Source organism: Chromatiales bacterium, assembly GCA_014762505.1.
Taxonomy (GTDB): Bacteria; Pseudomonadota; Gammaproteobacteria; order SpSt-1174; family SpSt-1174; genus SpSt-1174.
The window spans coordinates 86401-109270 of the sequence record JABURS010000035.1; the positions used below are offsets into that span (position 1 = coordinate 86401).

Consider the following 22870-nt stretch of genomic DNA (forward strand, 5'->3'; position numbering starts at 1 on the left):
GACTCAGTCCTGACTCGGCTCTGCCGCCTCCATGCGGGCGCGGCGGGTGGCGGTAGGCCAGGACTTGATGATGGCGTTGACCAGCGTCGCCAGCGGGATGGCGAAGAAGACGCCCCACAGGCCCCACAGTCCGCCGAAGATCAACACGGCCGCGATGATGGCGACCGGGTGCAGATTGACCACCTCGGAGAAGAGCAGCGGCACGAGCAGGTTGCCGTCGAGGAACTGGATGATGCCGTAGGCCACCAGCACATAGACGAACTCGGAGCCGAGCCCCCACTGGAAATAGGCGATGAAGGCCACCGGCACGGTGACCACCGCGGCGCCGACATAGGGCACGATGACGGAGATGCCGACCAGGAAGGACAGCAGCATGGCGTAGTTGAGCCCGAGCAGCTTGAAGGTGACGTAGGTGACCACCCAGACGATGAGGATCTCCCAGAACTTGCCGCGGATGTAGCTCGCGATCTTGACGTTGACCTCGCGCCAGACGTCGCTGGCCAGCTGACGTTCGGTCGGCAGGAAACCGGACAGCCAGGCGATGATGCTTTCCTTGTCCTTGAGGAAGAAGAACACCATCAGCGGCACCAGCACGAAATACACCATGAGCGTGATCAGCCCGGTGACCGAGGCCAGCGAGAAGCGCAGCACCTGCTGGCCGAAGGCGGTGAGCTCGGCCTGGATCGCGGCCAGGATGTTGTTGACCTGCTGTGCCGAGATCAGGTTGGGATACTGTTCGGGCAGATGCAGGAGCGCAGCCTGCCCCTGCGCCAGCATCCGCGGCAGCTCGCCGAAGAACTGCGTGACCTGCTGGGAGAGCAAGGGCCCCAGCGAGAACAGGGCCAGCAGCATCATCGCCAGCCAGACACAGAATACGAGGATACTGGCCAGCAGCCGCGGCAGGCGCAGCCCTGTGAGCCAGGCGACGGCGCCATCGAGGATATAGGCGATGACCAGCGCGGCGAGCAGCGGGGCGAGCACTTGGCCGAAATAGATCACGAGCGCGAAGCCCGCGAACAGCAACAGGGCAAAGCTCAGGACCTGCGGCTCGGGAAAGAACCGCCGGTACCATTCCTGCAGGACATCAAGCATGGGCTGTGCTTCGCTAAAGAGGTTATTCACCGGACTGGTCGTCGACGATGCGACGGTAGTGGCGCTCGAACAGGATCTCCAGCTCGTCGATCACCTCGATGGCCGGCCGGCCCTGCATCACGTGCTCGGCCATCAGCGAGGAGGTCTCGTTGAGCATCTTGCTCTTGTCGAGCATGTGATAGGTGGCCGACAGGCGACGCATGGCCTTGATCACGCTCTCGTTCTCGGGGCGCGGAATCGGTTTGGGCTCGGGCAGCTCGAGACTGGCCCCTTCGCTGCGTTCGACCAGGAATTCGGCGAAGGCGAGCAGGGTCTGGCGCTCGCCCTCGGGCAGGGCCTTGAACAGCCTGACCAGTCGCTTCTCGGGCTTCTTGTCCGCACCCGCGGTGCCGGGCATCGGGATCATCATTCCACCTTGAGGCTGAATACCGGCATCTTGTGCCGCTCCTGCATCAGGTCGCATTCCTTGACCAGGGCCACGACCACCTGGTCGGTGGTCTCCTGCATATTGCCCCACTCCATGCGGGCCTCGCCCAGGAGTTCGCCGATGTGATCCGGCGGATTGTGGCCGTCTTCCATGATGATGTCCTCCAGCATACCGGGCTTCATTTCCGGACGGAACAGCAGACCATAGGTATGCGGCTCGGGGTGGATGGCCAGCCAGTTGCCGTCCTCGTCCACCAGGATGGGTTCCAGGCCTTCGGGCAGCACGACCGAGCCGTTGTACATCACCAGCACCCGGCGCCCGGCCATGGCCTCGGCCAGCTCGTCACCCTCACCGGCCGCGGTCTTGCGTGCGGTGACGAACTTCGCCACATGCGCGGGCTCGGCCCTCGGCGTGCCGCCGGCCGCCTGGGCCACCAGCAGGCCGCCCATGCCGATACCGATCACCGGGCGCCGGGCCTTCTGGAAGATCTGGATCAGGTTGAGTTCGCCCTCCACCGCCGGATTGTGTTCCTCATCGGTGGTCGGCCAGGCACCGGCCAGAAAGAACACGCCGTCGAACTGGCCGACATTGCCCGGCAGGTCCTGCCCGGTAAAGGGGCGAAAATAGCTGAAGCCGATGTCGCGCTTTTCCAGCTGGCTCTCGATCAGGCCGAGAAATTCCGAATAGGTGTGCTGAATGACGAGATAGTTTTTCATGTATCACCCTGGTCTCACGAATGCGTGGCCTGCGCACCGGCTGTTGCCGGGGCGCCGGTTTCCTGACGTTGTATGTCGCAGTAGGAGCGTGCGAAATCGAGCAGCTCCTCCATCGCCCGCAGGCGGAATTTCTGCCGCTGGCGCACGAAGGAAAAGGGCCGCTCCAGCGGCGGGTCCAGCGGCACCGCCCGCAGCGTACCGAGCTGCAGCTCCTTTTCGATGGTGGCGCTGGAGAGTATGGACACACCCATGCCCGCCTCCACGGCCCCCTTGATGGCCTCCGAGCTGCCGAGTTCCAGGCAGACGCTGAGGTCGTTCTTGTCCAGCCCCTGTGCGGCCATGTATTCCATGATCACCTCGCGCGTGCCAGACCCCTCTTCGCGACAGATGAAGGGGTAGCGTGCGAGTTCCGCCATGCTCACGGTCGGCCGCTCGGTCAGCTCGTGTCCGGTCGGCACGATCACCACCAGCTGGTCGACGCGGCAGACCTCCACCAGCAGGTTCTTGTTCGTGACCGGGGCCTCGACCACGCCGAGGTCGATGACATTGTTCTCCACCATGGAGACGATGCCCTCGGTGTTGGAGACCTTGAGCCGGATGTTCACATCCGGGTACTTCGATTTGAAATCGCCGAGCAGCGACGGCAGCATGTACTCGGCGATGGTGGTGCTGGCCCCCATGGTCAGGGCGCCGCGCACATCCCCCGTCATCTCGCGGACGGCATTTTCCATTTCCGCGTACAATTCGAAGATGCGCTCGGCATAGCCGAAGACCCGCTTGCCCGCCTCGGTGAGCGAGACCCGGTTGTGGGTGCGATCGAAGAGCCGGGTGTTGAAATGATCCTCCAGCTGCCGGACCTGGAAGGTCACGGCCGGCTGGGTCATGTGCAAGGCATCTGCAGCCTTGGTGAAGCTCAGTAGCCGGGCGACGGTGTAAAAGACCTGCAGGCGGCGGTCGGCCATGGGCACCTACCCTGTTGTAACAGCCATTCGATAAGCTGAGTTAATCGGCGATGGTAGCAGCTTGCCCCGGCGTGTAAAACCACGCCACTCAAGTGCCTATTTCAACTGGGGTTACTGGCACAGGGGGCGGGCATTGAAATATAAGTCCGTTTTATAGACCAAAATCCTGATGAAGGGGATTACCGCATGAGCCAGGCCTGGAAAAAACTCGATCTCGGTGGGGCGGGCCTGCAAACCGTCAACGCCCGCATCACCAGCCAGATGCGCCGCCATCGCGTGGCCTATCCGCTGGCCCTGCTCCTGTTCCCGCTGGGGGCGCACCGCTTCTACCTGGGCACGCCGCTGGGCGGTCTCGCCTACCTGGCTCTGGGCGCGGCAACACTCCTCCTGGTCCTGCTGGCACCGGCCTGGACGGCCCTGATCCCGGCCGCGCTCATGCTGGCCTTCCTGGTCTTCGACCTGTTCTGGATGGACCGCTACATCCTGCGCTTCAACAAGCAGCTGCGCATGGCGCAGTTCATGCAACCGGGCACGAAACCGCCGAAGCACTTCCGCGGCCGCTACACTGACGAGACGGACCTCGAGGACTACACGAAGGAGAAGGAACGCGAACGCGCCGGCCATCAGCCGGTGGACTTCGAGGCGCTGGCGGAATTCGGCCAGAAGCAGTACATCGCCTCGTTCAACGAGCAGGAGGCCATGCTGCGGGAGCTGGCCAGGCAGCGCAAGGGATCGGGCGGGGACGACGAAGGGAAATAACCCCCCCGCAGGGAAACTAGAGACTCTCGAGGTCGATCTGGCCGAAGTCGCCCACCACCGGGTGTCCGATGTCCTCTTCGGGCAAGGCCTCCCGGGCGAGGCAGACGGTCTTCATACCGGCCTTTGCGGCGGCATCGAGTTCCTCGCGAATATCGGAGAGAAAGAGGATGGCACTGCCGGCCAGGCCGAGTTCATCGCGGATCCGGACATAGGAATCCGCCTCGCGCTTGTGACCGATGCGGGTGTCGTAGTAACCGGAGAACAACGGCGTGAGGTCGCCGTATTCCGTATGCGCGAACAGCAGCTTCTGCGCCGCGACCGAACCCGATGAATACACATACAGCATGATGCCCTCGTCATGCCAGGCACGCAGGGCCTTTGCCGCATCGGGATAGACATGCCCGGTAAAGTCGCCATGCCGGTAGCCCGCCTCCCAGATCATCCCCTGCAGGGCCTTGAGCGGCGTGATCTTCTGGTCCTCGGCGATCCAGCGCAGCAGCCGGCCGATCACCACCTCGTCGTCGGCATCGCCGCCGATCTCCGCCCGCACGGCATCGAGCTGCTCGCGCACCGCGGGCTCGTCGGCATGGGCACGCACGAAGGCCGGCAGGTTCTCGGCGGCATAGGGGAACAGCACGTCCTTGACGAAGGACAGGCTGGAGGTGGTGCCCTCGATGTCGGTGAGGATGGCGCGGATCATCGAAGCCTCGTCCTATTCGCCGAAGCGCGGGTAGTCGTCGGCGATGGCATCCCCGGTGAAGTTGGCCTGCCAGCCATCGGGGGTGGTAAAGAGCCGGATCGCCTTGAAGAACGGCTCCGGCCCCATGTCGAACCAGTGGCGCGTGCCGGCCGGCACGCTGATCAGGTCACCCCGGTCGCAGCGCATCATGTACACCGCATCCCCCGGATGCAGGTAGAACATGCCGCTGCCGTCGACGAAGAAGCGTACCTCGAAGTCGTCATGTGTGTGTTCGGACAGGAACATCTGGCGTAACTCACCCTTCTTCGGGTTGTCGGGCGTCAGGGCCACTACGTCCACGGACTGGAAACCGTACTGTTGCGTCAGACGGGCCACGTCCTCCTTGTAGGCCTCCAGCACCTCTTCCTGGCCGGCATCCGCCGCCAGCGGCTTGCTCGCCTCCCAGCGCTCGAAGCCCACGCCAATGGCGTCGAGATGATCGCGAATGCTCTCGAAATCGGTGAATACCTGTGGCGCGGGATCATCCGGCCGGGCATAAATCGTCAGTTCGCTCATAATCCCAGTCTCCGTGACAGCACTTCACATTCGAACAAAAACTCGAAGGCCTCCACATGCCGGCGCGCGTCCGTCAGGGTGGCGCCCCAGGTGTAGAACCCATGGCCTTCGATCAGATAGCCGGGCATGGGTTCATTCGCCTGCATGTAGGCCTCCACCTTCGCCGCCAGGCGCGCGATGTCCTGGTCGTTCTCGAAGATGGGCACCCGCACGCTGGTGCTGTGGGTGGTTACCGAGGGGAAGGCCTTGAGTACCTCGTAGTCGCGCAGCTCCAGGTGATCGCGATGCAGGCGCGAGAGCACGGTGGCATTCACCGAGTGCACGTGCAGCACCGCGCCGACGGCCGGGTCGCGCCTGTACAGCTGGCTGTGCAGACCGGTCTCGGCCGAGGAGCGCTTGCCCGGTTCCAGCGAATTGCCATCCAGGTCCGCCAGCATGATGTCCTCGGGGCGCAGCTCGCCCTTGTGGCGGCCCGAGACCGTGATCGCCATGCGCGTTTCGTCCACCCGCGCCGAGAAGTTCCCCGAGGTCGCGGGCACCCAGCCACGGGACGCGAAAAAGCGGCCGGCATCGATCAGCTCGGTGGTCAGGCGTTCCATGGTCTTGTGCATGACGGCTCCGGGAGACGGGTGGCAATGGGGCGATACTCTACCTGATTTTGGGCCGCGATAAACACCGGGGCGGGCCATGCCCAGCCCGCCGTTTTCTAGACCGAGACGCCGAGATCCGCGTAGGAGCGTGCGATCTTCTGTACCGCGACCATGTAGGCCGCGGTGCGGTAGTCATGGCGGCCACCGGCGATCTCGCGCACGGCGCGAATATCCTGGAAGGCCAGGCGCATGGTGTCGTCCAGGCCCGAGTACACCAGGTCGTTCTCGTCGGCGCCGCGTACCAGCTCGGTGTGCATCCAGTCCGGCGCCTTCTCGCCGGTCATCATCTCCAGGGCGGAGACGATGTGCTGGCCGCGCACCTCGTCGAAGCGCCGCTCCATGCGGCCGAAACGCATGTGATGGATGTTGCGTATCCACTCGAAGTAGGAGACCACCACCCCCCCGGCGTTGAGATAGGCATCGGGCAGGATGACGATGCCGCGCGAACGCAGGATCTCGTCCGCCTCGAAGGTGACCGGGCCGTTGGCCGCCTCGGCCACGAGCTTCGCCTGGATGCGCGCGGCATTGCCGGTGTGGATCACGCCCTCCAGGGCCGCCGGCAGCAGGATGTCGCATTCCTTCTCCAGTACGGCCGCCCCGTCCTCGACGTAGGTCGCGCCGGGAAAGTCCCGGATGCCGCCCGTCTCGTTCATGTACTGGCGCACCTGCTCCACCGCCAGGCCATTGTCGTCGACCAGCGCACCGTCGCGTTCGATGATGGCGACGATCTTCGCCCCGTCCTGCTCCTGCAGAAACTTGGCGGCGTGGTAGCCGACGTTGCCCAGCCCCTGCACGATGATGCGCTTGTCGGCCAGCCCGCCCTCCAGACCGGCGGCCTTCACGTCCTCGGTGTGGCGGAAGAACTCGCGCAGCCCAAGCTGCACGCCCCGCCCCGTGGCCTCGACGCGGCCCTTGATGCCGCCCTGGGCCACCGGCTTGCCGGTCACGCAGGCGACGTAGTTGATGTCCTCGGGATGCAGGGTCTTGTAGGTGTCGAGAATCCAGCCCATCTCGCGCTGGCCGGTGCCGACATCCGGCGCCGGCACGTTGGTGGCGGGACTGAGGAAGCCACGGCGCGCGAGCTCGCGGGCGAAACGCCGGGTGATGAGTTCCAGTTCATCGCGGTCGTACTCCCGCGGGTCGATATGCAGGCCGCCCTTGGAGCCGCCGAAGGGCACGTCGACGATGGCGCACTTGTAGGTCATCAGCGCAGCCAGGGCCTCGACCTCGTCCTGGCAGACCTTGAGGTCGTAACGGATGCCACCCTTGGCCGGCAGCCGGTGGATGCTGTGCACGGCACGCCAGCCCTTGAAGACCTCGATCTTGCCGCGGATACGCACCGGGAAGGAGACCTGCAGCACCGAGTTGCAGGCCTTGATGGCGCTGGCCAGTCCCGGCTCGATGCCCAGCGCCATGAGGGCGCGATCCACCATGTGGTTCACGCTTTGACGAAACGAAAGGCCTTCGGTCTTGACGTCGTTCATGCACGACTCCCCTGGTCTGAAAAGCCATCCACCCGTCGGTCGACGGGAGGACGGTCTGGACTACGCCCGCTCGCCGGTGATCAGATGCAAACGATCACGCACGTAGACGTAATACAGCATCGGGATCAGCATCAGCGTGAGCACCGTGGAGACGAGAATACCGAAGATCAGCGAGATCGCCAGCCCGCTGAAGATCGGATCGTCCAGGATGAAGAAGGCGCCGGCCATGGCGGCCAGCCCCGTGAGGATGATGGGCTTGGCACGCACCGCCCCGGAACGGATCACGGCCTCCTCCAGCCCCATGCCTTCGCGCACCTGCTCGTTGACGAAATCCACCAGCAGGATGGAGTTGCGCACGATGATGCCGGCCAGCGCGATCATGCCGATCATCGAGGTGGCGGTGAACTGCGCACCGAGCAGCGCGTGCCCGGGCATCACGCCGATGATGGTGAGCGGGATCGGCGCCATGATGACCAGCGGTACCACGTAGGAGCGGAACTGCGCCACCACGAGCAGGTAGATGAGGATGATACCCACCGCGTAGGCGATACCCATGTCACGGAAGGTCTCGTAGGTCACCTGCCACTCGCCGTCCCACTTCAGGCTGTAGAGATAGGGATCCTCAGGCTGGGCGATGAAGTACTGGCCGATGGGTTCGCCATAGACGAGCGCCATGTCGTCCAGCGTCGACTTGATGGCAAACATGCCGTAGAGCGGACTGTCGATGTTCCCCGTCATGTCCCCGGAGACCATGACCACGGGCAGCAGGTCCTTGTGCATGATCGAGTGCTCGCGCTGCGTCTCTTCCACGGTCACGAGCGCCGACATGGGGACCAGCGCACCAGTCTGGCTGCGCAGACGCAGGGCCAGCACGGCCTCGATATCGGCCTTCTCGGCCACCGGGTACTCCAGGCGGATCGGTACGGCGTACTTGATGCCCTCTCCGTGCAGGTAACCCACATCCTCGCCGCGCAGCACGGTATCGATGGCCTGTACGATGTCGCTCTGGGAGACACCGAGCAGGGCCGCCTTCTGGCGGTCGACGTGCACCACCAGCTGCGGGGCCGCATGCTCGACGCTGTCGTCCACATCGACGATGTCGTCGGTGGATTCGAAGACCTCGCGTATCGCACGTGCAATGCGGATCTGGCCCTCGTAATCCGGGCCATAGATCTCGGCCACGACGGGGGACATCACCGGCGGACCGGGCGGCACCTCCACCACCTTCACGCGACCGCCGTGCCCGCTGGCCACCGCGAACAGCTCGGGGCGCAGGCTGGCGGCGATCTCGTGGCTCTTGCGCTCGCGATGCTTCTGGTCCACCAGGTTGACCTGGATGTCACCGACGTTCGGTCCTTCACGCAGGTAGTACTGGCGCACCAGGCCGTTGAAATTGATCGGCGAGGCCGTGCCGGCATAGACCTGGTAATCGCTCACCTCCGACACCTGCGCCAGCACCGCACCCATCTCCTCCAGCACGCGCGTGGTCTGCTCCAGGCTCGTGCCCTCGGGCATGTCGAGCACCACCTGGAACTCGGACTTGTTGTCGAAGGGCAGCATCTTCAGCACCACCACGCGGAACCCCACCAGCGCCAGCGAGAGCAGGATAAGGACGCCGACCACGGCATAGAGGATGCGCCTGCGACGCCGGGCGTCATCGGCACTGAGGAAGGGACCGATGTGGCGCTGGAAGAACCCGTACAGCCGCTCTCCACCACCGGCATGTGAACCGCCCGAAGTCGACGCATGCGCCATGCCGCCTCTGCTGAACACGCGATAGGTGAGCCAGGGGGTGACCACGTAGGCCACCGCCAGCGAGATCAGCATGCCCATGCTGGCATTGATCGGGATCGGGCTCATGTACGGCCCCATCAGTCCGGTGACGAAGGCCATTGGCAGCAGGGCCGCGATCACCGTGAAGGTGGCGAGTATGGTAGGCCCACCCACCTCGTCCACCGCCACGGGGATGGCCTCGCGCAGGGTCTTGCCCCCCATCTGCATGTGCCGGTGGATGTTCTCCACCACCACGATGGCATCGTCCACCAGGATGCCGATGGAGAAGATGAGCGCGAACAGCGACACGCGGTTGAGCGTGAAGCCATAGGCCCAGGAGGCGAACAGGGTGATGGCCAGCGTGATGACCACGGCCACACCGACGATGAAGGCCTCGCGCCGACCGAGTGCGATCCACACCAGCACCACCACGGACAAGGTGGCGAAGAACAGTTTCTGGATGAGTTTCTTGGCCTTGGCGTCGGCCGTCTCGCCGTAGTTGCGCGTGATGGTGGCCTGCACCGACTCGGGCACGTAGATGCCTTCGAGCTGATGAAAGCGCTCGATGACGCGGTTGGCGATCTGTACGGCATTGGTGCCGGGCTTCTTGGCCACGGCCAGGGTCACCGCCGGGAACTGCCCGCTGACCTCGATGCCCTTGGTTTCCGCCGCCGGGCCGGTACCCAGCCAGACATAGGACTCAGGCTGATCGGCACCGTGGCTGACCTCGGCCACGTCGCGCAGATAGACGGGGCGGCCGTCATGCACGGCGATGACCAGATCGCCGATGGCCTCCGCCGAGGTGAGGAAGCTGCCCGCCCGCACCTGCACGTCCTGGTTGTCACGCACCAGGGAGACCGCATCGCGGGCCTCGTTGCCGGCGGACAGCGCCATGCGCAGGTCGTCCAGCGCCACACCGTAGCCGGCGAGCTTCTGCGCATCCAGCCTGACGTGCACCACGCGCTCGGGGCCGCCGATGGTGTAGATATCGCGCGTCCCCTTCACGCGCTTGAGCTCGGCCTCCACCGCGTGCGCCACCTGCAGGAGCTCGGCCGAGCCACCCCTCGCGTCATCGGACCAGAGCGTGATGGCCACGATGGGGACGTCGTCGATACCCTTGGGCTTGATGATGGGCTGCAGCACGCCCAGATTGGGCGGCAGCCAGTCCTCGTTGGAGAAGACCTTGTTGTACAGGCGCACGATGGCCTCGGTGCGCTTCTCCCCCACCTCGTACTGCACGGTGAGCACCGCCATCCCCGGCTGTGACAGCGAGTAGACGTGTTCGATACCCTCGATCTCGGAGAGCACCTGCTCGGCCGGGGTGCTGACGAGATTTTCCACCTCCATCGCACTGGCGCCCGGGTAGGGGATGAAGACATTGGCGAAGGTCACGTCGATCTGTGGCTCTTCCTCGCGTGGGGTCACCCCCACGGCGAAGACCCCCAGCAGGAAGCCTACCAGGGCCAGTAGCGGCGTGATCTCGGAGAGCAGGAACTTGCGGGCGACGCGGCCCGAGATTCCAAGGCGCGACTCACTCATCGCTCGCCCCCGCCTGGCCGGTCTTCAGGTAGATGCCCGCCCGCACCGGGTCGAGTGCGACACGCTCGCCCGCCGACAGACCCGCCAGCACCTCGCGCTGACCATCCTCCAGCTCCCGCCCCAGGCGCACGTGTCTCAGGGCGACCCGTCCATCGTTGTGGACCACGTAGACGCCCGTCACCTCGCTGCGGTACACCACCGCCTCGCGCGGCACCACCAGACGCTCCACCTCGCCGACCGCAAAGGCCACCTTCACGAACATGCCCGGGAACAGGCCCTGCACGCCCTGCTCGAGCTCCAGGCGCACCTTGAAACTGTTGGTGGCCGGGTCGGCATAGGGGAAGAAGGTCATCTCCCCTGCCGTCACCGGCGCCACCCCATCGAGCAGGATGCGGGCCTGGCCCGACTCGCGCACGGCATTGATCAGGCGCTGCGGAACCTGCGTCACCACGCGCAGCCGATCCAGCGAGATCCCGGTGATGAGAGGCTGACCCACACCGGCGTTCTCGCCCACCTCCACGTGCCGCTCGGTGACGATGCCACTGTAGGGGGCGCGCACGCGCGTGTATTCGAGCTGTTCCTCGGCACTCTTGAGGCCGGCCTGGGCGGACTCCAGCCGGGCGCGTGCCGACTTCAGCTCCGCCGTGGCGGCATCCATCTGTGCCTTTGCCACCAGCTGACGCTCGTAGATGTCCTTGATGCGTTCGTATTCACTGCTGGCCTGATTGAAGCGGGCCCGTGCCTCCTCCAGCGCTGCCTGGGCCTGCGCGTAGGCCGCCTGCTGCTCAGTATCGCGAAAACGGATGATGACCCCGCCCTCGGGCACGAAGTCATCCACGTCATAGAGGATCTCGACGATGCGCCCGGAGGTCTGCGCCGTCATGGTGGCCTGGTGCACGGCCTCCACGGTCCCGTCCAGCACCTGCTCCTGCGTGACCGTGGCGGGCTCCAGCATCAGGGTCTCGAAGGGCAGCTCGGCTGCCGCCGGCAATGCCAGCAATAACAGGCCGAGCCCATAGAGGCGGGGAAGGCAGGATCGATACGAGGACCGGGGCATGTCACATCTCCACACGCTGGATTCATCGGCGGGCCGCCCCCTCAGGCTGCGACCCATTCGTTATTTCTTATGGTTTTTATGTAGTATATCAACGCAGTAACAGGGCCTCGGTGACCAGGTCACCCTGCTGCCCGCGCCCACACCACCACCACCGGGGAACGACATGACACGCATGACAGGTCTGCTGGCCGCACTGATCCTCGGCCTCCTCACCGTACCGGCAGCAGCCGCGATGTACAAATGGGTTGATGAAGAGGGCAATACGCATTATTCCCAGACCCCGCCCCCCGACCGGCCGGTGGAGACCATCGCCGCACCCAAGGCGCCCCCTGCCCCGCCACAGCGCGAGACCACTGCAGAGGAGACGGCGGACGGAGAGGGTGAGACGGGCGCCACGGAGGGGAGCGGCCCCAGCGAGGCCGAGCGCCGCCGTGTCGAGCGCGAGAACGCGGCGCGCTGCCGCGAGGCCCGCGAGGTGCTGCAGCGCTACGAGACCACCGCCCGTATCCGCGTGCCGGATGGCGACGGCTTCCGCTACCTCTCCGAAGAGGAGCGCCAGCAGCACATTCGCGACGCACGCAGGATCATCCAGAAACACTGCAAATAGGATTCGCCATGCCCCTGCTCAGCATCGAGACCAACGCCCGCTTCGACGACACCACCGCCGACGAACTCACCACCCGGGCCTCGGCCCGGGTGGCCGAACTGCTCGGCAAGCCCGAGCGCTACGTCATGGTCCGGCTCGTCCGGCAGCCGCACATGCGCTTTGCCGGTGACGATGCCCCGCTGGCCTATCTCGAACTCAAGAGCATCGGCCTGCCCGAGGACAGCACACCGGCCCTCTCACAGGCGCTCTGCGATCTGGTAAGCTCTGCGCTTTCGATCGCGAGCGACCGGATCTATATCGAGTTCGCCAACGCCCCGCGGCATCTGTGGGGCTTCGACGGCGGCACGTTCTAGCGCCCTGCGATCCCCATGCGGGCCGCCACCGGCGGCCCGCGGTATCTGACCCCAGACGACGAACCGACCCCATGCGCGCATCCCGATTCCCGCTCTCCACCACCAAGGAAACCCCCGCCGACGCCGAGGTCATCAGCCACCAGCTGATGCTGCGCGCCGGCCTGATCCGCAAGCTGGCCTCCGGGCTCTACACCTGGCTGCCCTTCGGCCTGCGGGTGCTGCGCAAGGTGGAGGCCATCGTGCGCGAGGAGATGAACCGCGCCGGGGCGGTGGAGGTGCTGATGCCGGCAGTGCAGCCCGCCGAGCTGTGGCAGGAATCGGGCCGCTGGGAGAAATACGGCCCCGAACTCCTGCGCCTGACCGACCGGCACGACCGCGAGTTCTGCTTCGGCCCCACGCACGAGGAGGTCATCACCGACCTCGCCCGGCGCGAGATCCGCAGCTACAAGCAGCTGCCGATCAACTTCTACCAGATCCAGACCAAGTTCCGCGACGAGATCCGCCCGCGCTTCGGCGTGATGCGCGCGCGCGAATTCCTGATGAAGGACGCCTACTCCTTCCATCTCGACCAGGACTCGCTGCAGGCCACCTACGACACCATGTACGAGACCTACTGCCGCATCTTCGAGCGCATCGGCCTGGACTTCCGTCCCGTGCAGGCGGACACCGGCTCCATCGGCGGCCAGTCCTCGCACGAGTTCCACGTGCTCGCGGCCTCCGGCGAGGACGCCATCGCCTTCTCGGATGCCAGCGGCTACGCCGCCAACGTCGAGCTCGCCGAGGCCGTGGCTCCGGCCGGCGAACGCCCGGCCCCGGGCGCGTCGATGCAGGCCGTCGACACCCCGGACCAGCACAGCATCGAGGAGGTGAGCGCGTTCCTGGGCGTGGACGCCGGCCGCTGCGTGAAGACCCTGCTGGTGGAGGGCGAGGACGGCGGCGTGGTGGCCCTGGTCCTGCGTGGCGATCACGCGCTCAACGAGATCAAGGCCGAGAAGCTGCCGGGCGTGGCCAGCCCGCTCGCCTTTGCCAGCGAGGCCGAGGTCGTGGCCGCCGCCGGCTGCAAGCCCGGCTCGCTCGGCCCGGTGGGCCTCAAGGTGCCGGTCTTCGTCGACCACGCCGCCGCGCAGCTCGCCGACTTCGTCTGCGGTGCCAACGAGGACGGCCGGCACCTCACCGGCGTGAACTGGGGCCGCGACCTGCCGGAACCGCAGACGGCCGACCTGCGCAACGTTGTGGAGGGCGACGCCAGTCCCGATGGCCAGGGCACGCTCTCCATCGTGCGCGGCATCGAGGTCGGACACATCTTCCAGCTCGGGCAGAACTACAGCGCCGCCCTGCAGATGACCGTGCTCGATGAGGGTGGACGCAGCATCACCCCCACCATGGGCTGCTACGGCATCGGCGTCTCCCGCGTCGTGGCCGCCGCCATCGAGCAGAACCACGACGACAACGGCATCATCTGGCCCCAGGCCATCGCCCCCTTCCAGGTCGCACTCGCGCCCATCGGCATGCAGAAGTCCCAGCGCCTGGCCGAGGCCGCCGAGGCCCTCTACCAGCGCCTGCTCGACGCCGGCTTCGACGTCCTGTTCGACGACCGCGGCGCCCGCCCCGGCGTCATGTTCGCCGACCTCGAACTCGTCGGCATCCCGCATCGCATCGTCCTCAGCGAACGCGGCCTGGACAGCGGCGAACTCGAATACAAGGGCCGCCGCGACGCCGAATCCAGCCAGGTACCGATGGACGGGATCGAGGCCTTCCTGCGGGAAAAACTGGGGCAGCGCTAGGCTCCAGACGTGAAAGTCTGAGCGCCACAGAGGGCACAGAGTACATAGAGGAAAAACCTAGCCCGGTTCGTCTCTGTACACTTGTGGCCACTTGCCACTTCCTCTGTGGCGCTCAGGCTTTCACCCCTCACGCCTCGATCGGCGCCACCTTCAGGATCTCCTCCACCGTGGTCATCCCGGCCGCGACCTTCTTCGCGCCGTTGATGCGCAACGGCCTCATGCCGGAGCGGATGGCCTCCTGGCGCAGCGTGTCCATGCCCGGTGCCGCGGTGACGAGCTGCTTCAGGTCCGGGGTGACGGGCATCATCTCGTAGACCCCGACGCGCCCGAGATAACCGGTCTGCCGGCACTCCAGGCAGCCCTTTGGCTCGAAGGCGCCCTGCGGCTCCGCCACCTTCCAGGGCGACACCAGTGACTTCCACAGGGCCGCATCCACCGTCGTCGGCTGCTTGCAGTGGGGACAGAGCGTGCGCACCAGCCGCTGGGCGAGGACACCGAGCAGGGTGGCACTGATGAGATAGGGCGGCACGCCGAGGTCCAGCAGGCGGGTGATGGCCGCCGGGGCGTCGTTGGTGTGCAGGGTGGAGAACACCAGGTGGCCGGTGAGCGCCGCCTGGATCGCCATCTCCGCGGTCTCCAGGTCGCGAATCTCGCCAATCATGATGATGTCGGGGTCCTGGCGCAGCAGCGTGCGCACGCCGCTGGCGAAGTCCAGGCCGATGGCGTGATGCACCTGCATCTGGTTGAAGCTCGGCTCCACCAGTTCGATGGGGTCCTCCACCGTGCACACGTTCACCTCGGGCTGCGCCAGGGCCTTGAGCGTGGAATAAAGCGTGGTGGTCTTGCCCGAACCGGTCGGGCCGGTGACGAGGATGATGCCCGAGGGCTGGTGGATCAGTTCGCGCCACTGCTCTTCCTCGGCGACGGAGAATCCCAGGGCCTGGTAGTCCTTCACCAGCACATCGGGATCGAAGATACGCATCACCAGTTTCTCGCCGAAGGCGGTGGGCATGGTGGACAGGCGCAACTCCACCTCCTTGCCCTCGGGCGTCAGCGTCTTGATACGTCCATCCTGTGGCTTGCGCTTCTCCGCCACGTCCATGCGACCGAGGATCTTGATACGACTGGTCACCGCCGTCATGACCTCCGGCGGCACCTGGTAGACCAGATGCATCACGCCGTCGATACGAAAGCGGACGTTCCCCTGATTGCGACGCGGCTCGAGGTGGATGTCACTGGCGCGCTGGTCGAAGGCGTACTGCAACAGCCAGTCGACGATGCTGACGATGTGCTGGTCGTTGGCATCCAGCTGCCCGCGCCGCCCCAGCTCCATCATCTGCTCGAGGTTCTGGATGGCATTCACCGCCGGTGCCCCCTCCTCCCGGCTTGCCCCCTTTACCGAACGCGACAGGGAATAGAACTCGAGCAGATAGCGGCGGATATCGTCGGGATTCGCCACCACGCAGCGGATCTCCTTGTGCAGGATCTCGCGCAGCTCGTCCTGCCATTCGGTGACGAAGGGGTCTGCCGTGGCAACCACCACTTCGTTCGCACGCACCTCCACTGTCAGCACCTGGAAGCGCGCGGCATAGGCATAGGACATCACGGCCGTGACGGCGGGCACATCGATCTTGAGCGGATCGATGCGGTAATACGGCAGGCCCGCACGCTCGGCCAGACGGCGGGTAAGAAAATCGAGCGTGATGACACGCGAGGGATCATCGGCGAACCCCCAGTTGCGCTCGGCAACGATCACGAAGGGATGCTTTTCCTTGCGGTCCTTCGGCAGCACCACGGCCTTGAGCGTACGCGCACGCTCGGCATCCAGTACGCCCTCGGCAACCAGCTCGTCGAGCAAGGCGGTCAATTCCAGGCGCTGGCCTGGCAGGTGACGTTCCCCGGGATTCAGCATCGGCTACTCCTGCGCATCTAACGCGTCTCGAATCCGGCAATACCCGGTGGCTCGGCCGCAGATTCCTCCACCGCGGTGACTTCGGCCAAGCGTGGCCCCTGATGCAACCAGTCCCGCAATGAAGCCAGCGCCGCCGCCGTACCACAGGCGATGACTTCCACGCGGCCATCCGGCAGGTTGCGCGCGTATCCATCGAGCCCGAGTGCCAGGGCCTGCTCGCGGGTGGAGGCGCGGAAGAACACCCCCTGCACGCGCCCGCTCACCAGAAAACACCTGCAGTCTCTCGTGCCCATGGCGTGCTCCTCTACTGCATTGAACCGGCATCCAACATACAAACAAAAAGGGGCCCTCACAATGGAGGGCCCCTCATCAACCGACGTATTCGTCAGTCAGGCATTACCCGCACTTAGCGCGCCAGGTAGGCCTTGTCGCTTTCCTCGACCGCGCCGACGCTCCAGGCACCGCGGGTCTTGGCATGGTTGACGGCGGCGTCAACGGCAGCGGCGCTCGGGTTGCGATCGATGCTGAAGGTCTGACCCGGGTAGATCAGGTCGGCATCCTGGATCTTGTCCGAGTTGGCCTTGTAGATCAGCGGCCACTGGTACGGGTTGCCGTAGACGCTGCTCTTGCCGGCGATGTTCCAGAGGTTGTCGCCACGGGCCACGGTGTAGCTGATGCTGCTGGCGGCCAGGGCAGCCTCGAGACGGCTGGCCAGATCGTAGGCCTCGCGACCCTGCTGGGCGGCGTAGGCGGCGTTGGCCTGGGCCAGCAGGTCGCGCTGGTCGGCGGTCAGGCCGCTCATCTTGTTCAGCGCGTCCAGCTTGAACTTGGCCTGCTGGAGGTAGTACTGGTCTTCGGCGATGGCACCCTGTTCCTGGGCCTTGCGGGCCAGCTCGGTGGCCTTGGCGTAGTCGCCGGCATCATAGGCGGCCTGGGCCTCGTCGATCATCTTGGCCATATCGCGCCATTCGTAACCGACTTCCGCTGCACGCTTCTGGGCAGCCTTGGCATCAGCGATCGCCTGCTCGGCTTCGGCCTTGGCGCTGGTATCGGTATCGCCGGTGGTGGCACAGCCAGCGGCCAGTACGAGCGACAGAAGCCCGATGGCGATCAGCCGGAGGAAATTCATTTTCATGGTAAGGACTCCCAAGGGTTTGTTGTTTTCCGAAGTTCCTGGATACAGCCTGTGAAAAAGCTAACACCCTGAAAAGAATAGTGTCAAGAAAGGGGTCAGGGGTTTGAGGTCTGGTTCACAGCCTCGCTACGCGCCGCCAGCGCTGCTGCCTTGGCGGCCAGTGCACGCTCGCGCGCCAACGTATATTCACCCCGATTCAGCGCCTCTTCCGCTTCACGCATCAGTTCCAGTGCATAAGTATAGCTGTCCCTGGCATCACGCTGTGCACCGACATCCGCCGCAGCCTGCAGCGCCTGACGCGCATCGCTCATCTCCTGCACCGGCGCACTCACGCAACCGGCCGCGAAGGCGGCCAGCAGGAGACTGACGACGAGATAAGGCCTGATGATCTTGGTAAGATGCATGATGTTTTTGCTGCCGGCACCGATCAGGTAATTGTTATGGTGTGACCGCGCTGATCTGATCAACTCAACGTAACACCGGGCCCGGGGGGCGTCAAGCAGCAAAACCCCAGCAATATGAAGCGCCTAGAGGATGAATTGATGACGAGTTCTGAAGACAAGGTACGCATTTACCACAATCCGCGCTGCTCGAAGTCACGGGCCACGCTCGAACTCCTGCGCGAACGCGGGATCGAGCCCGTCGTCATCGAGTACCTCAAGACGCCGCCGAGCCGCGAGGAGCTGGAGCGTATCCTCGACCTGCTCGGCCTGGAGCCGCGTGACCTCATGCGCCAGAACGAGGAGGAATACAGGAATGCCGATCTCGACGATCCGGGCCTGACCCGCGAGACGCTCATCCTGGCGATGATCCAGCGCCCGAAGCTGATCCAGCGCCCCATCGTGCTCGCACATGGCAAGGCCGCCATCGGCCGCCCCCCCGAACAGGTCCTGGAGATCCTCTGACCATGAGCGAGATCCTGGTACTTTATTACAGCCGCAGCGGCTCGACCGCGAACATGGCGCGGCAGATCGCGCGCGGCGTGGAGGAGGTCGAGGGCATGCAGGCGCGGCTGCGCACCGTGCCGTCCGTCTCCGCCACCTGCGAGGCCGTGGACGACGATATCCCCGCCGAGGGTCCACCCTATGCGAGCATCGACGACCTGAAGGCATGCGCCGGTCTGGCACTGGGGAGTCCGACGCGCTTTGGCAACATGGCCGCCCCGCTCAAGTACTTCCTGGACCAGACCAGCGCACTGTGGATGTCGGGCGGACTGGCCGGCCGGCCGGCCGGCGTGTTCACCTCCACCGGCACCCTGCACGGCGGCCAGGAGACCACGCTCGTCTCCATGATGCTGCCACTGCTGCACCACGGCATGCTGCTGGTGGGCGTGCCCTACACACAGCCGGAGCTGGTCTCCACCACCTCCGGCGGCACGCCCTATGGTCCCAGTCATGTCGCCGGCGCCGATGGTAACAGCACGCTGACCAACGACGAACAGGTACTGTGCCGCGCCCTCGGGCGGCGCCTGGCGCAAACCGCGAAGGCACTCGAAAAGGGGCGTGCATGAATCCGTTACGACTCACCTACGCACTGGCCCTGACCGGCTATACCGGCCTCGTACTGACCATCCTGCTCTGGCACATGCTCTGGCGGCCGGAGGGCGGCCTGGCCCTGCATATCGTGCTGCCGTTCCTGCTGATTCCGCTGGCCTTCCCGCTCGTGGGGCTGGTTCGCGGGCGCCCCTACACGCATGCCTGGGCGACCTTTCTCGCCATCTACTACTTCGTGGTGGGTATCTGGATGGCGGCCGACGAGACCGGCCGCTGGTACGGAACGCTGGTGGGAATCTTCAGCGTGGTCTGGTTCACGGGCTCGATGTTCTTCACCCGTGCCAAGGCCCGCGCCCTGCGTGGCGGTCCGCCGCCGAAACGCCGCAAGCGCGAACAGGCCTAGCCGCGCGTCGAAGAACGACCGGCTAGGACGACAACAGCTTGCGGATGAAGGGAATGGTCACGCGGCGCTGTTCCTCCAGCGTCGCGCGATCGATGCGCTCCAGCAGGTCGATGAGCGAACCCAGGTCGCGCGGGCAGTTGTTCAGCAGGTAACGACCCACCTCTGCCGGCAGCTCGAAACCGCGTCGTTCGGCACGCCGTTGCAGGACCGCCAGGCGATCGGCGTCCGATAGCGGCTGCAGGCGGAATACCGCCCCCCAGGACAGGCGCGAGACCAGGTCCGGCAACTGCATCGCCAGCCCCGCCGGACGCTCCGTCGCCGCGAACACCAGGCTGTTGCCGGCTGCGCGGCTGGCGTTGACGAGATTGAACAGCCCGCGCTCCCAATCCGCGTCGCCGGCCACCACCTGCAGGTCGTCGAGACAGACCAGGGCGACCTGTTCCAGCCCCTCCAGCACCCCGGCGCCCATGCCCGGCATGTCTGCCAGCGGCAGGTAGCTCGCTGTCAGGCCGGCCTGGTTGGCCGCCTGACAGGCGGCCTGCAGCAGGTGGCTCTTGCCGGAGCCGCCGGTGCCGTGCACGAAAACCTGGGCCTCGCCCTCCCCGGCGGCCTGGGCCTTGAGCAGCTGGACCAGGGCGGCGTTGTCGCCGGCGACGAAGCCATCGAACACGGCCCCGTCGCGCAGCCCCACGTCCAGCACCAGCTGGCGGGCGACGGCCGGCGCGCTCATCCGCCAGGCGCCTCCGGGTCGCGATAGAAACGGCTGGCGCGGTAGCCGGTATCCGCATGGCGCATGACCACCACCAGCACCGCCGCCACCGGCAGGGCCAGCAGCACGCCGAAGAAGCCGAACAGCTGTCCACCGGCCAGCACGGCAAAGATCACCGCCACCGGATGGAGGCCGATGCGATCACCCACCAGCAGCGGGGTGAAGACCACGCTCTCCAGCAGCTGTCCCACGCCGAACACCGCCAGCACCCACACCAGCGGCAGCAACTCGCCGGCCTGCAGATACATGGCCACCCCGGCCACCAGCATGCCGACGATGAAGCCGAGATAGGGCACGAAGCTCACCACCCCTGCCAGCATGCCGATCAGCAGGGCGAACTCCAGCCCGATCAGCCAGAGCCCGACCGAGTACACCGTGCCCAGGGCCACCATCACCGACAGCTGGCCACGCAGGAAGGCGCCCAGGGTCTCGTCGGACTCGCGTGCCAGGGTCGAGACCGCGGGTTCGATATGCCGCGGCAGCAGATCGTGGATGCGCGCCACCAGGAGATCCCAGTCGCGCAGCAGGTAGAAGGTCACCACCGGGATCAGCAGCAGATTCGTCAACCAGCCGGCCAGGGCCATGCCGGAGGTGGACACCGATTTCATCGCCCAGGCCGCCACGCCCCCGGCCTCCTTCCAGTGATTCAGCACGGCCTGCTTGGCCATCTCCATGTCCAGCGTGCCGGCCTCAACGCCGAAGGTGTGCTGCACCCAGGGCACGACGCGGGTACTCACCCAGTCGAGGTATTTCGGCAGTTTCTCGACAAAGGCGGAGATCTGCCCCTCGAGCAGCGGGACCAGCAGCAGGACCACCAGGGCGAGCGAGAGGAACAGGACCAGGAAGACCACCGTCACGGCCAGGGTGCGTGACAGGCGCCACCGTTCCAGGCGATCCACCAGCGGATCGCCCAGATAGGCCAGCAGGGCCGCCACCACGAAGGGTGTGAGGATCGGTGCGAGCAGGTACAGCAGCCCGCAGGCGATCAGTCCCGCCGTGAGATAGAACCAGGCCCTCGAATCACCCATGACCACGTCGCACCTCCGTTGCCCGTCGGCTCCATACCCACACGTAATGCCCCCCGCTGGCGAAGGTGGTGATCACCATGAGGGCCGACAGCCCGAGCACCACGTTCGCGTCGATGGGGTAATAGGAAAGGTTCAGCAGCACCAGCAGCACCAGGGCCACCTGCACCACCGTGTTGAACTTGCTGAGCACGCTGGGGTGCATTTCCAGGCGTCGCGTCACGTGCTGGTAGGCAAGCGCCCCGCCGATGATCACCACGTCGCGCACCACCACCAGGGCCGCGATCCACCAGGGCAGCTGCCCCTGCAGGCCCAGCAGCAGATAGGTGGTGATCATGAGCGTCTTGTCGGCCAGCGGATCGAGGATCGCGCCGAGCCGGGTGCGCCAGTCGAACCAGCGCGCGAGGAAGCCGTCCACGCCGTCCGACAGCCCGGCCAGCAGGAACAGCAGCAGGGCCCAGGCGTATTCGCCCTCGATGATGAGCCAGGCCACCGGCGGTACCAGCAGGAACCGCAGGACGGTGATGAGATTGGGGATGTGCTCCGGCTTCACCGCAGCAGCCGGAAGGCGGGCGATGCCGCCTGTCCGCCAGGCCCCATCGGGCTGTCCTGGCGTTCCTCGCTCACCAGCACGTTGCCCAGCATCACCAGCCGTTGCAGGTCGCGCGCCTCGCCACGCATCTGCACCAGCATCTCCACCGTATCGCCCTGCAGACCGAAGGGGCGCGCCGAGGCCACCGGCGCCAGACTGGCCAGGTAGTCGCTGATGCGGTTGAGCTCGGCGTGACTGCGTACGTCGCGCACCGTCACCAGCAGGCCCTGCGTCATCTCCGCGAAGCGGCTGCTGGCGTTGCGCCGGGCCAGGGTATCGGCCATCTCGTGCAGCCCCTCGGCGAGTGCCGCCTGCAGGTTGGCGCCCCGGCTCGTCCAGGTCAGGGGCTGCTCACCCTGCGAGAGGGTCCAGCGGGCCTCCCAGCCGCCCGACAGGGGCGCGACCTGGGCGATGAGGGTGGCCTCGGGACGGTAGCGGCGCGAGGCCTCGTGCACGGCCTCGTGAAAACCGCCGGTGATGTCGGCAAAGGTCACCCGCGACTGGTCCTCGATGTCCAGCAGGGGATACAGCAGGGCCAGGCCGCGTTCGCGGGCCACGCCGTCCAGCGCGCGCCGGGCCGGCGACAGGCTGTCGCCCCCCACCAGATACCGGTTGCCGCGCTCGGTGACGGCCAGCCACACCAGCACGCCGGGGCGGTCGCGCCCCCACACCGGCAGGCTGCGTTCCGCCACCGCGCGCTCCAGCGCCGGACCATCGTAGGTCACGCGCAGGCGATAGGGATTCTCCTCGTCGGCACGGCCGTCGGCGCGCCGGTTCTCCATGTACTCGAAGCGCTGCACGTAGCGCGATGCGGTCTCCAGCAGGGAGTCCAGCCCGGCATAGGGCTCCAGGCTGCGCGCGCCGATCACCCGCACCAGCACCTGTGACAGACCGGCCTTGAAGGCCTCCTGGCGCTCGGGCCGGTCGCGCGTGGGCACGGGCAGCTCCACGGTGTAGAGGTTCTCCACGGGTACCGCGCCGACCCCGGCCGGGATGGCGAGCAGTAGCAACAGCCAGGCGAGGCTCAGCCTGTACCCGATCCTGGAACGCTGATGCATGGGCATGGGATTCCGGTTCTCCGCC

At 65.9% G+C, this 22870-nt stretch carries 25 protein-coding genes; 7 read left to right on the forward strand and 18 right to left on the reverse strand.

Annotated elements, in window-relative coordinates; all coding sequences use genetic code 11:
* Positions 1-3: 3 nt before the first annotated feature.
* From HUJ28_07310 to HUJ28_07325, 4 genes are read right to left on the reverse strand one after another with little or no spacing between them, the layout of a single operon-like run.
* On the reverse strand, positions 4-1092 hold the full coding sequence (locus HUJ28_07310; GenBank protein ID MBD3619262.1) for an AI-2E family transporter: 1089 nt from the start codon (positions 1090-1092) through the stop codon (positions 4-6).
* Between the two features lie 22 nt (positions 1093-1114).
* Positions 1115-1489, reverse strand: coding sequence for a Crp/Fnr family transcriptional regulator (locus tag HUJ28_07315; GenBank protein ID MBD3619263.1), 375 nt, complete (start codon positions 1487-1489; stop codon positions 1115-1117).
* Between the two features lie 8 nt (positions 1490-1497).
* Positions 1498-2235: a GMP synthase gene (locus tag HUJ28_07320; GenBank protein ID MBD3619264.1), complete on the reverse strand. Its 738-nt coding sequence runs from the start codon at positions 2233-2235 to the stop codon at positions 1498-1500.
* Between the two features lie 14 nt (positions 2236-2249).
* On the reverse strand, positions 2250-3197 hold the full coding sequence (locus tag HUJ28_07325; protein ID MBD3619265.1) for a LysR family transcriptional regulator: 948 nt from the start codon (positions 3195-3197) through the stop codon (positions 2250-2252).
* A 186-nt stretch (positions 3198-3383) separates the two neighbouring features.
* Here HUJ28_07325 and HUJ28_07330 point away from each other — a divergent pair, with 186 nt between their 5' ends.
* The gene (locus HUJ28_07330; GenBank protein MBD3619266.1) at positions 3384-3956 is read left to right on the forward strand and encodes a TM2 domain-containing protein; all 573 of its coding nucleotides are present in this window, start codon (positions 3384-3386) and stop codon (positions 3954-3956) included.
* 16 nt (positions 3957-3972) lie between these two features.
* Here the strand turns inward: HUJ28_07330 and mtnC are convergent, their stop codons facing one another.
* The 6 genes from mtnC to HUJ28_07360 form a co-directional block, all read right to left on the reverse strand.
* Positions 3973-4656: an acireductone synthase gene (gene mtnC / locus HUJ28_07335; GenBank protein ID MBD3619267.1), complete on the reverse strand. Its 684-nt coding sequence runs from the start codon at positions 4654-4656 to the stop codon at positions 3973-3975.
* 12 nt (positions 4657-4668) lie between these two features.
* Positions 4669-5211, reverse strand: a complete 543-nt coding sequence (locus tag HUJ28_07340) for a cupin (GenBank protein MBD3619268.1) — start codon at positions 5209-5211, stop codon at positions 4669-4671.
* The gene (locus HUJ28_07345; protein ID MBD3619269.1) at positions 5208-5822 is read right to left on the reverse strand and encodes a methylthioribulose 1-phosphate dehydratase; all 615 of its coding nucleotides are present in this window, start codon (positions 5820-5822) and stop codon (positions 5208-5210) included. The genes HUJ28_07340 and HUJ28_07345 overlap by 4 nt, the downstream gene beginning before the upstream one ends.
* A 95-nt stretch (positions 5823-5917) precedes the next feature.
* Positions 5918-7345, reverse strand: a complete 1428-nt coding sequence (locus tag HUJ28_07350; protein ID MBD3619270.1) for a Glu/Leu/Phe/Val dehydrogenase — start codon at positions 7343-7345, stop codon at positions 5918-5920.
* Positions 7346-7405: 60 nt separating this feature from the next.
* Positions 7406-10657: an efflux RND transporter permease subunit gene (locus HUJ28_07355; GenBank protein MBD3619271.1), complete on the reverse strand. Its 3252-nt coding sequence runs from the start codon at positions 10655-10657 to the stop codon at positions 7406-7408.
* A complete protein-coding gene (locus HUJ28_07360) occupies positions 10650-11714 on the reverse strand; it encodes an efflux RND transporter periplasmic adaptor subunit (protein ID MBD3619272.1) in 1065 nt (354 codons plus the stop codon). The genes HUJ28_07355 and HUJ28_07360 overlap by 8 nt, the downstream gene beginning before the upstream one ends.
* Positions 11715-11877: 163 nt before the next feature.
* On the opposite strand from HUJ28_07360, the gene HUJ28_07365 reads away from it, so the two are divergent.
* From HUJ28_07365 to HUJ28_07375, 3 genes are all read left to right on the forward strand, one after another.
* A complete protein-coding gene (locus HUJ28_07365; protein MBD3619273.1) occupies positions 11878-12321 on the forward strand; it encodes a DUF4124 domain-containing protein in 444 nt (147 codons plus the stop codon).
* A gap of 8 nt (positions 12322-12329) precedes the next feature.
* Positions 12330-12674: a hypothetical protein gene (locus HUJ28_07370; GenBank protein MBD3619274.1), complete on the forward strand. Its 345-nt coding sequence runs from the start codon at positions 12330-12332 to the stop codon at positions 12672-12674.
* Between the two features lie 71 nt (positions 12675-12745).
* The gene (locus HUJ28_07375) at positions 12746-14458 is read left to right on the forward strand and encodes a proline--tRNA ligase (protein ID MBD3619275.1); all 1713 of its coding nucleotides are present in this window, start codon (positions 12746-12748) and stop codon (positions 14456-14458) included.
* Positions 14459-14585: 127 nt separating this feature from the next.
* Here the strand turns inward: HUJ28_07375 and HUJ28_07380 are convergent, their stop codons facing one another.
* The 4 genes from HUJ28_07380 to HUJ28_07395 all read right to left on the reverse strand — a co-directional run bounded on the left by HUJ28_07380 (position 14586) and on the right by HUJ28_07395 (position 17909).
* The gene (locus HUJ28_07380) at positions 14586-16370 is read right to left on the reverse strand and encodes a type II/IV secretion system protein (protein ID MBD3619276.1); all 1785 of its coding nucleotides are present in this window, start codon (positions 16368-16370) and stop codon (positions 14586-14588) included.
* 17 nt (positions 16371-16387) lie between these two features.
* Entirely contained in the window at positions 16388-16663 is a 276-nt protein-coding gene (locus HUJ28_07385; GenBank protein ID MBD3619277.1) for an acylphosphatase, read from the reverse strand.
* A gap of 113 nt (positions 16664-16776) precedes the next feature.
* Positions 16777-17046, reverse strand: a complete 270-nt coding sequence (locus tag HUJ28_07390; GenBank protein MBD3619278.1) for a LysM peptidoglycan-binding domain-containing protein — start codon at positions 17044-17046, stop codon at positions 16777-16779.
* Between the two features lie 554 nt (positions 17047-17600).
* Positions 17601-17909, reverse strand: a complete 309-nt coding sequence (locus tag HUJ28_07395) for a DUF4398 domain-containing protein (protein MBD3619279.1) — start codon at positions 17907-17909, stop codon at positions 17601-17603.
* Between the two features lie 138 nt (positions 17910-18047).
* Between HUJ28_07395 and arsC the strand changes: the two genes are divergently transcribed.
* The 3 genes from arsC to HUJ28_07410 are packed head-to-tail and all read left to right on the forward strand — an operon-like array spanning position 18048 to position 19401.
* The gene (gene arsC / locus HUJ28_07400) at positions 18048-18410 is read left to right on the forward strand and encodes an arsenate reductase (glutaredoxin) (GenBank protein MBD3619280.1); all 363 of its coding nucleotides are present in this window, start codon (positions 18048-18050) and stop codon (positions 18408-18410) included.
* A gap of 2 nt (positions 18411-18412) precedes the next feature.
* On the forward strand, positions 18413-19015 hold the full coding sequence (wrbA, locus tag HUJ28_07405) for an NAD(P)H:quinone oxidoreductase (protein ID MBD3619281.1): 603 nt from the start codon (positions 18413-18415) through the stop codon (positions 19013-19015).
* Entirely contained in the window at positions 19012-19401 is a 390-nt protein-coding gene (locus HUJ28_07410; GenBank protein ID MBD3619282.1) for a DUF2069 domain-containing protein, read from the forward strand. Before wrbA ends, HUJ28_07410 begins: the two co-directional genes overlap by 4 nt.
* Before the next feature lie 22 nt (positions 19402-19423).
* On the opposite strand, the gene hda is transcribed toward HUJ28_07410, so the two are convergent.
* From hda to HUJ28_07430, 4 genes are read right to left on the reverse strand one after another with little or no spacing between them, the layout of a single operon-like run.
* A complete protein-coding gene (gene hda / locus HUJ28_07415) occupies positions 19424-20131 on the reverse strand; it encodes a DnaA regulatory inactivator Hda (GenBank protein MBD3619283.1) in 708 nt (235 codons plus the stop codon).
* Positions 20128-21204 carry an AI-2E family transporter gene (locus tag HUJ28_07420; GenBank protein MBD3619284.1) on the reverse strand — a complete coding sequence of 359 codons (1077 nt, stop codon included), beginning with the start codon at positions 21202-21204 and terminating at the stop codon, positions 20128-20130. The genes hda and HUJ28_07420 overlap by 4 nt, the downstream gene beginning before the upstream one ends.
* Complete coding sequence (locus HUJ28_07425; GenBank protein MBD3619285.1) at positions 21191-21748, reverse strand: CDP-alcohol phosphatidyltransferase family protein; 558 nt, start codon at positions 21746-21748, stop codon at positions 21191-21193. Before HUJ28_07425 ends, HUJ28_07420 begins: the two co-directional genes overlap by 14 nt.
* Entirely contained in the window at positions 21745-22845 is a 1101-nt protein-coding gene (locus HUJ28_07430; GenBank protein ID MBD3619286.1) for a DUF2066 domain-containing protein, read from the reverse strand. The genes HUJ28_07425 and HUJ28_07430 overlap by 4 nt, the downstream gene beginning before the upstream one ends.
* Between the last annotated feature and the right edge of the window lie 25 nt (positions 22846-22870).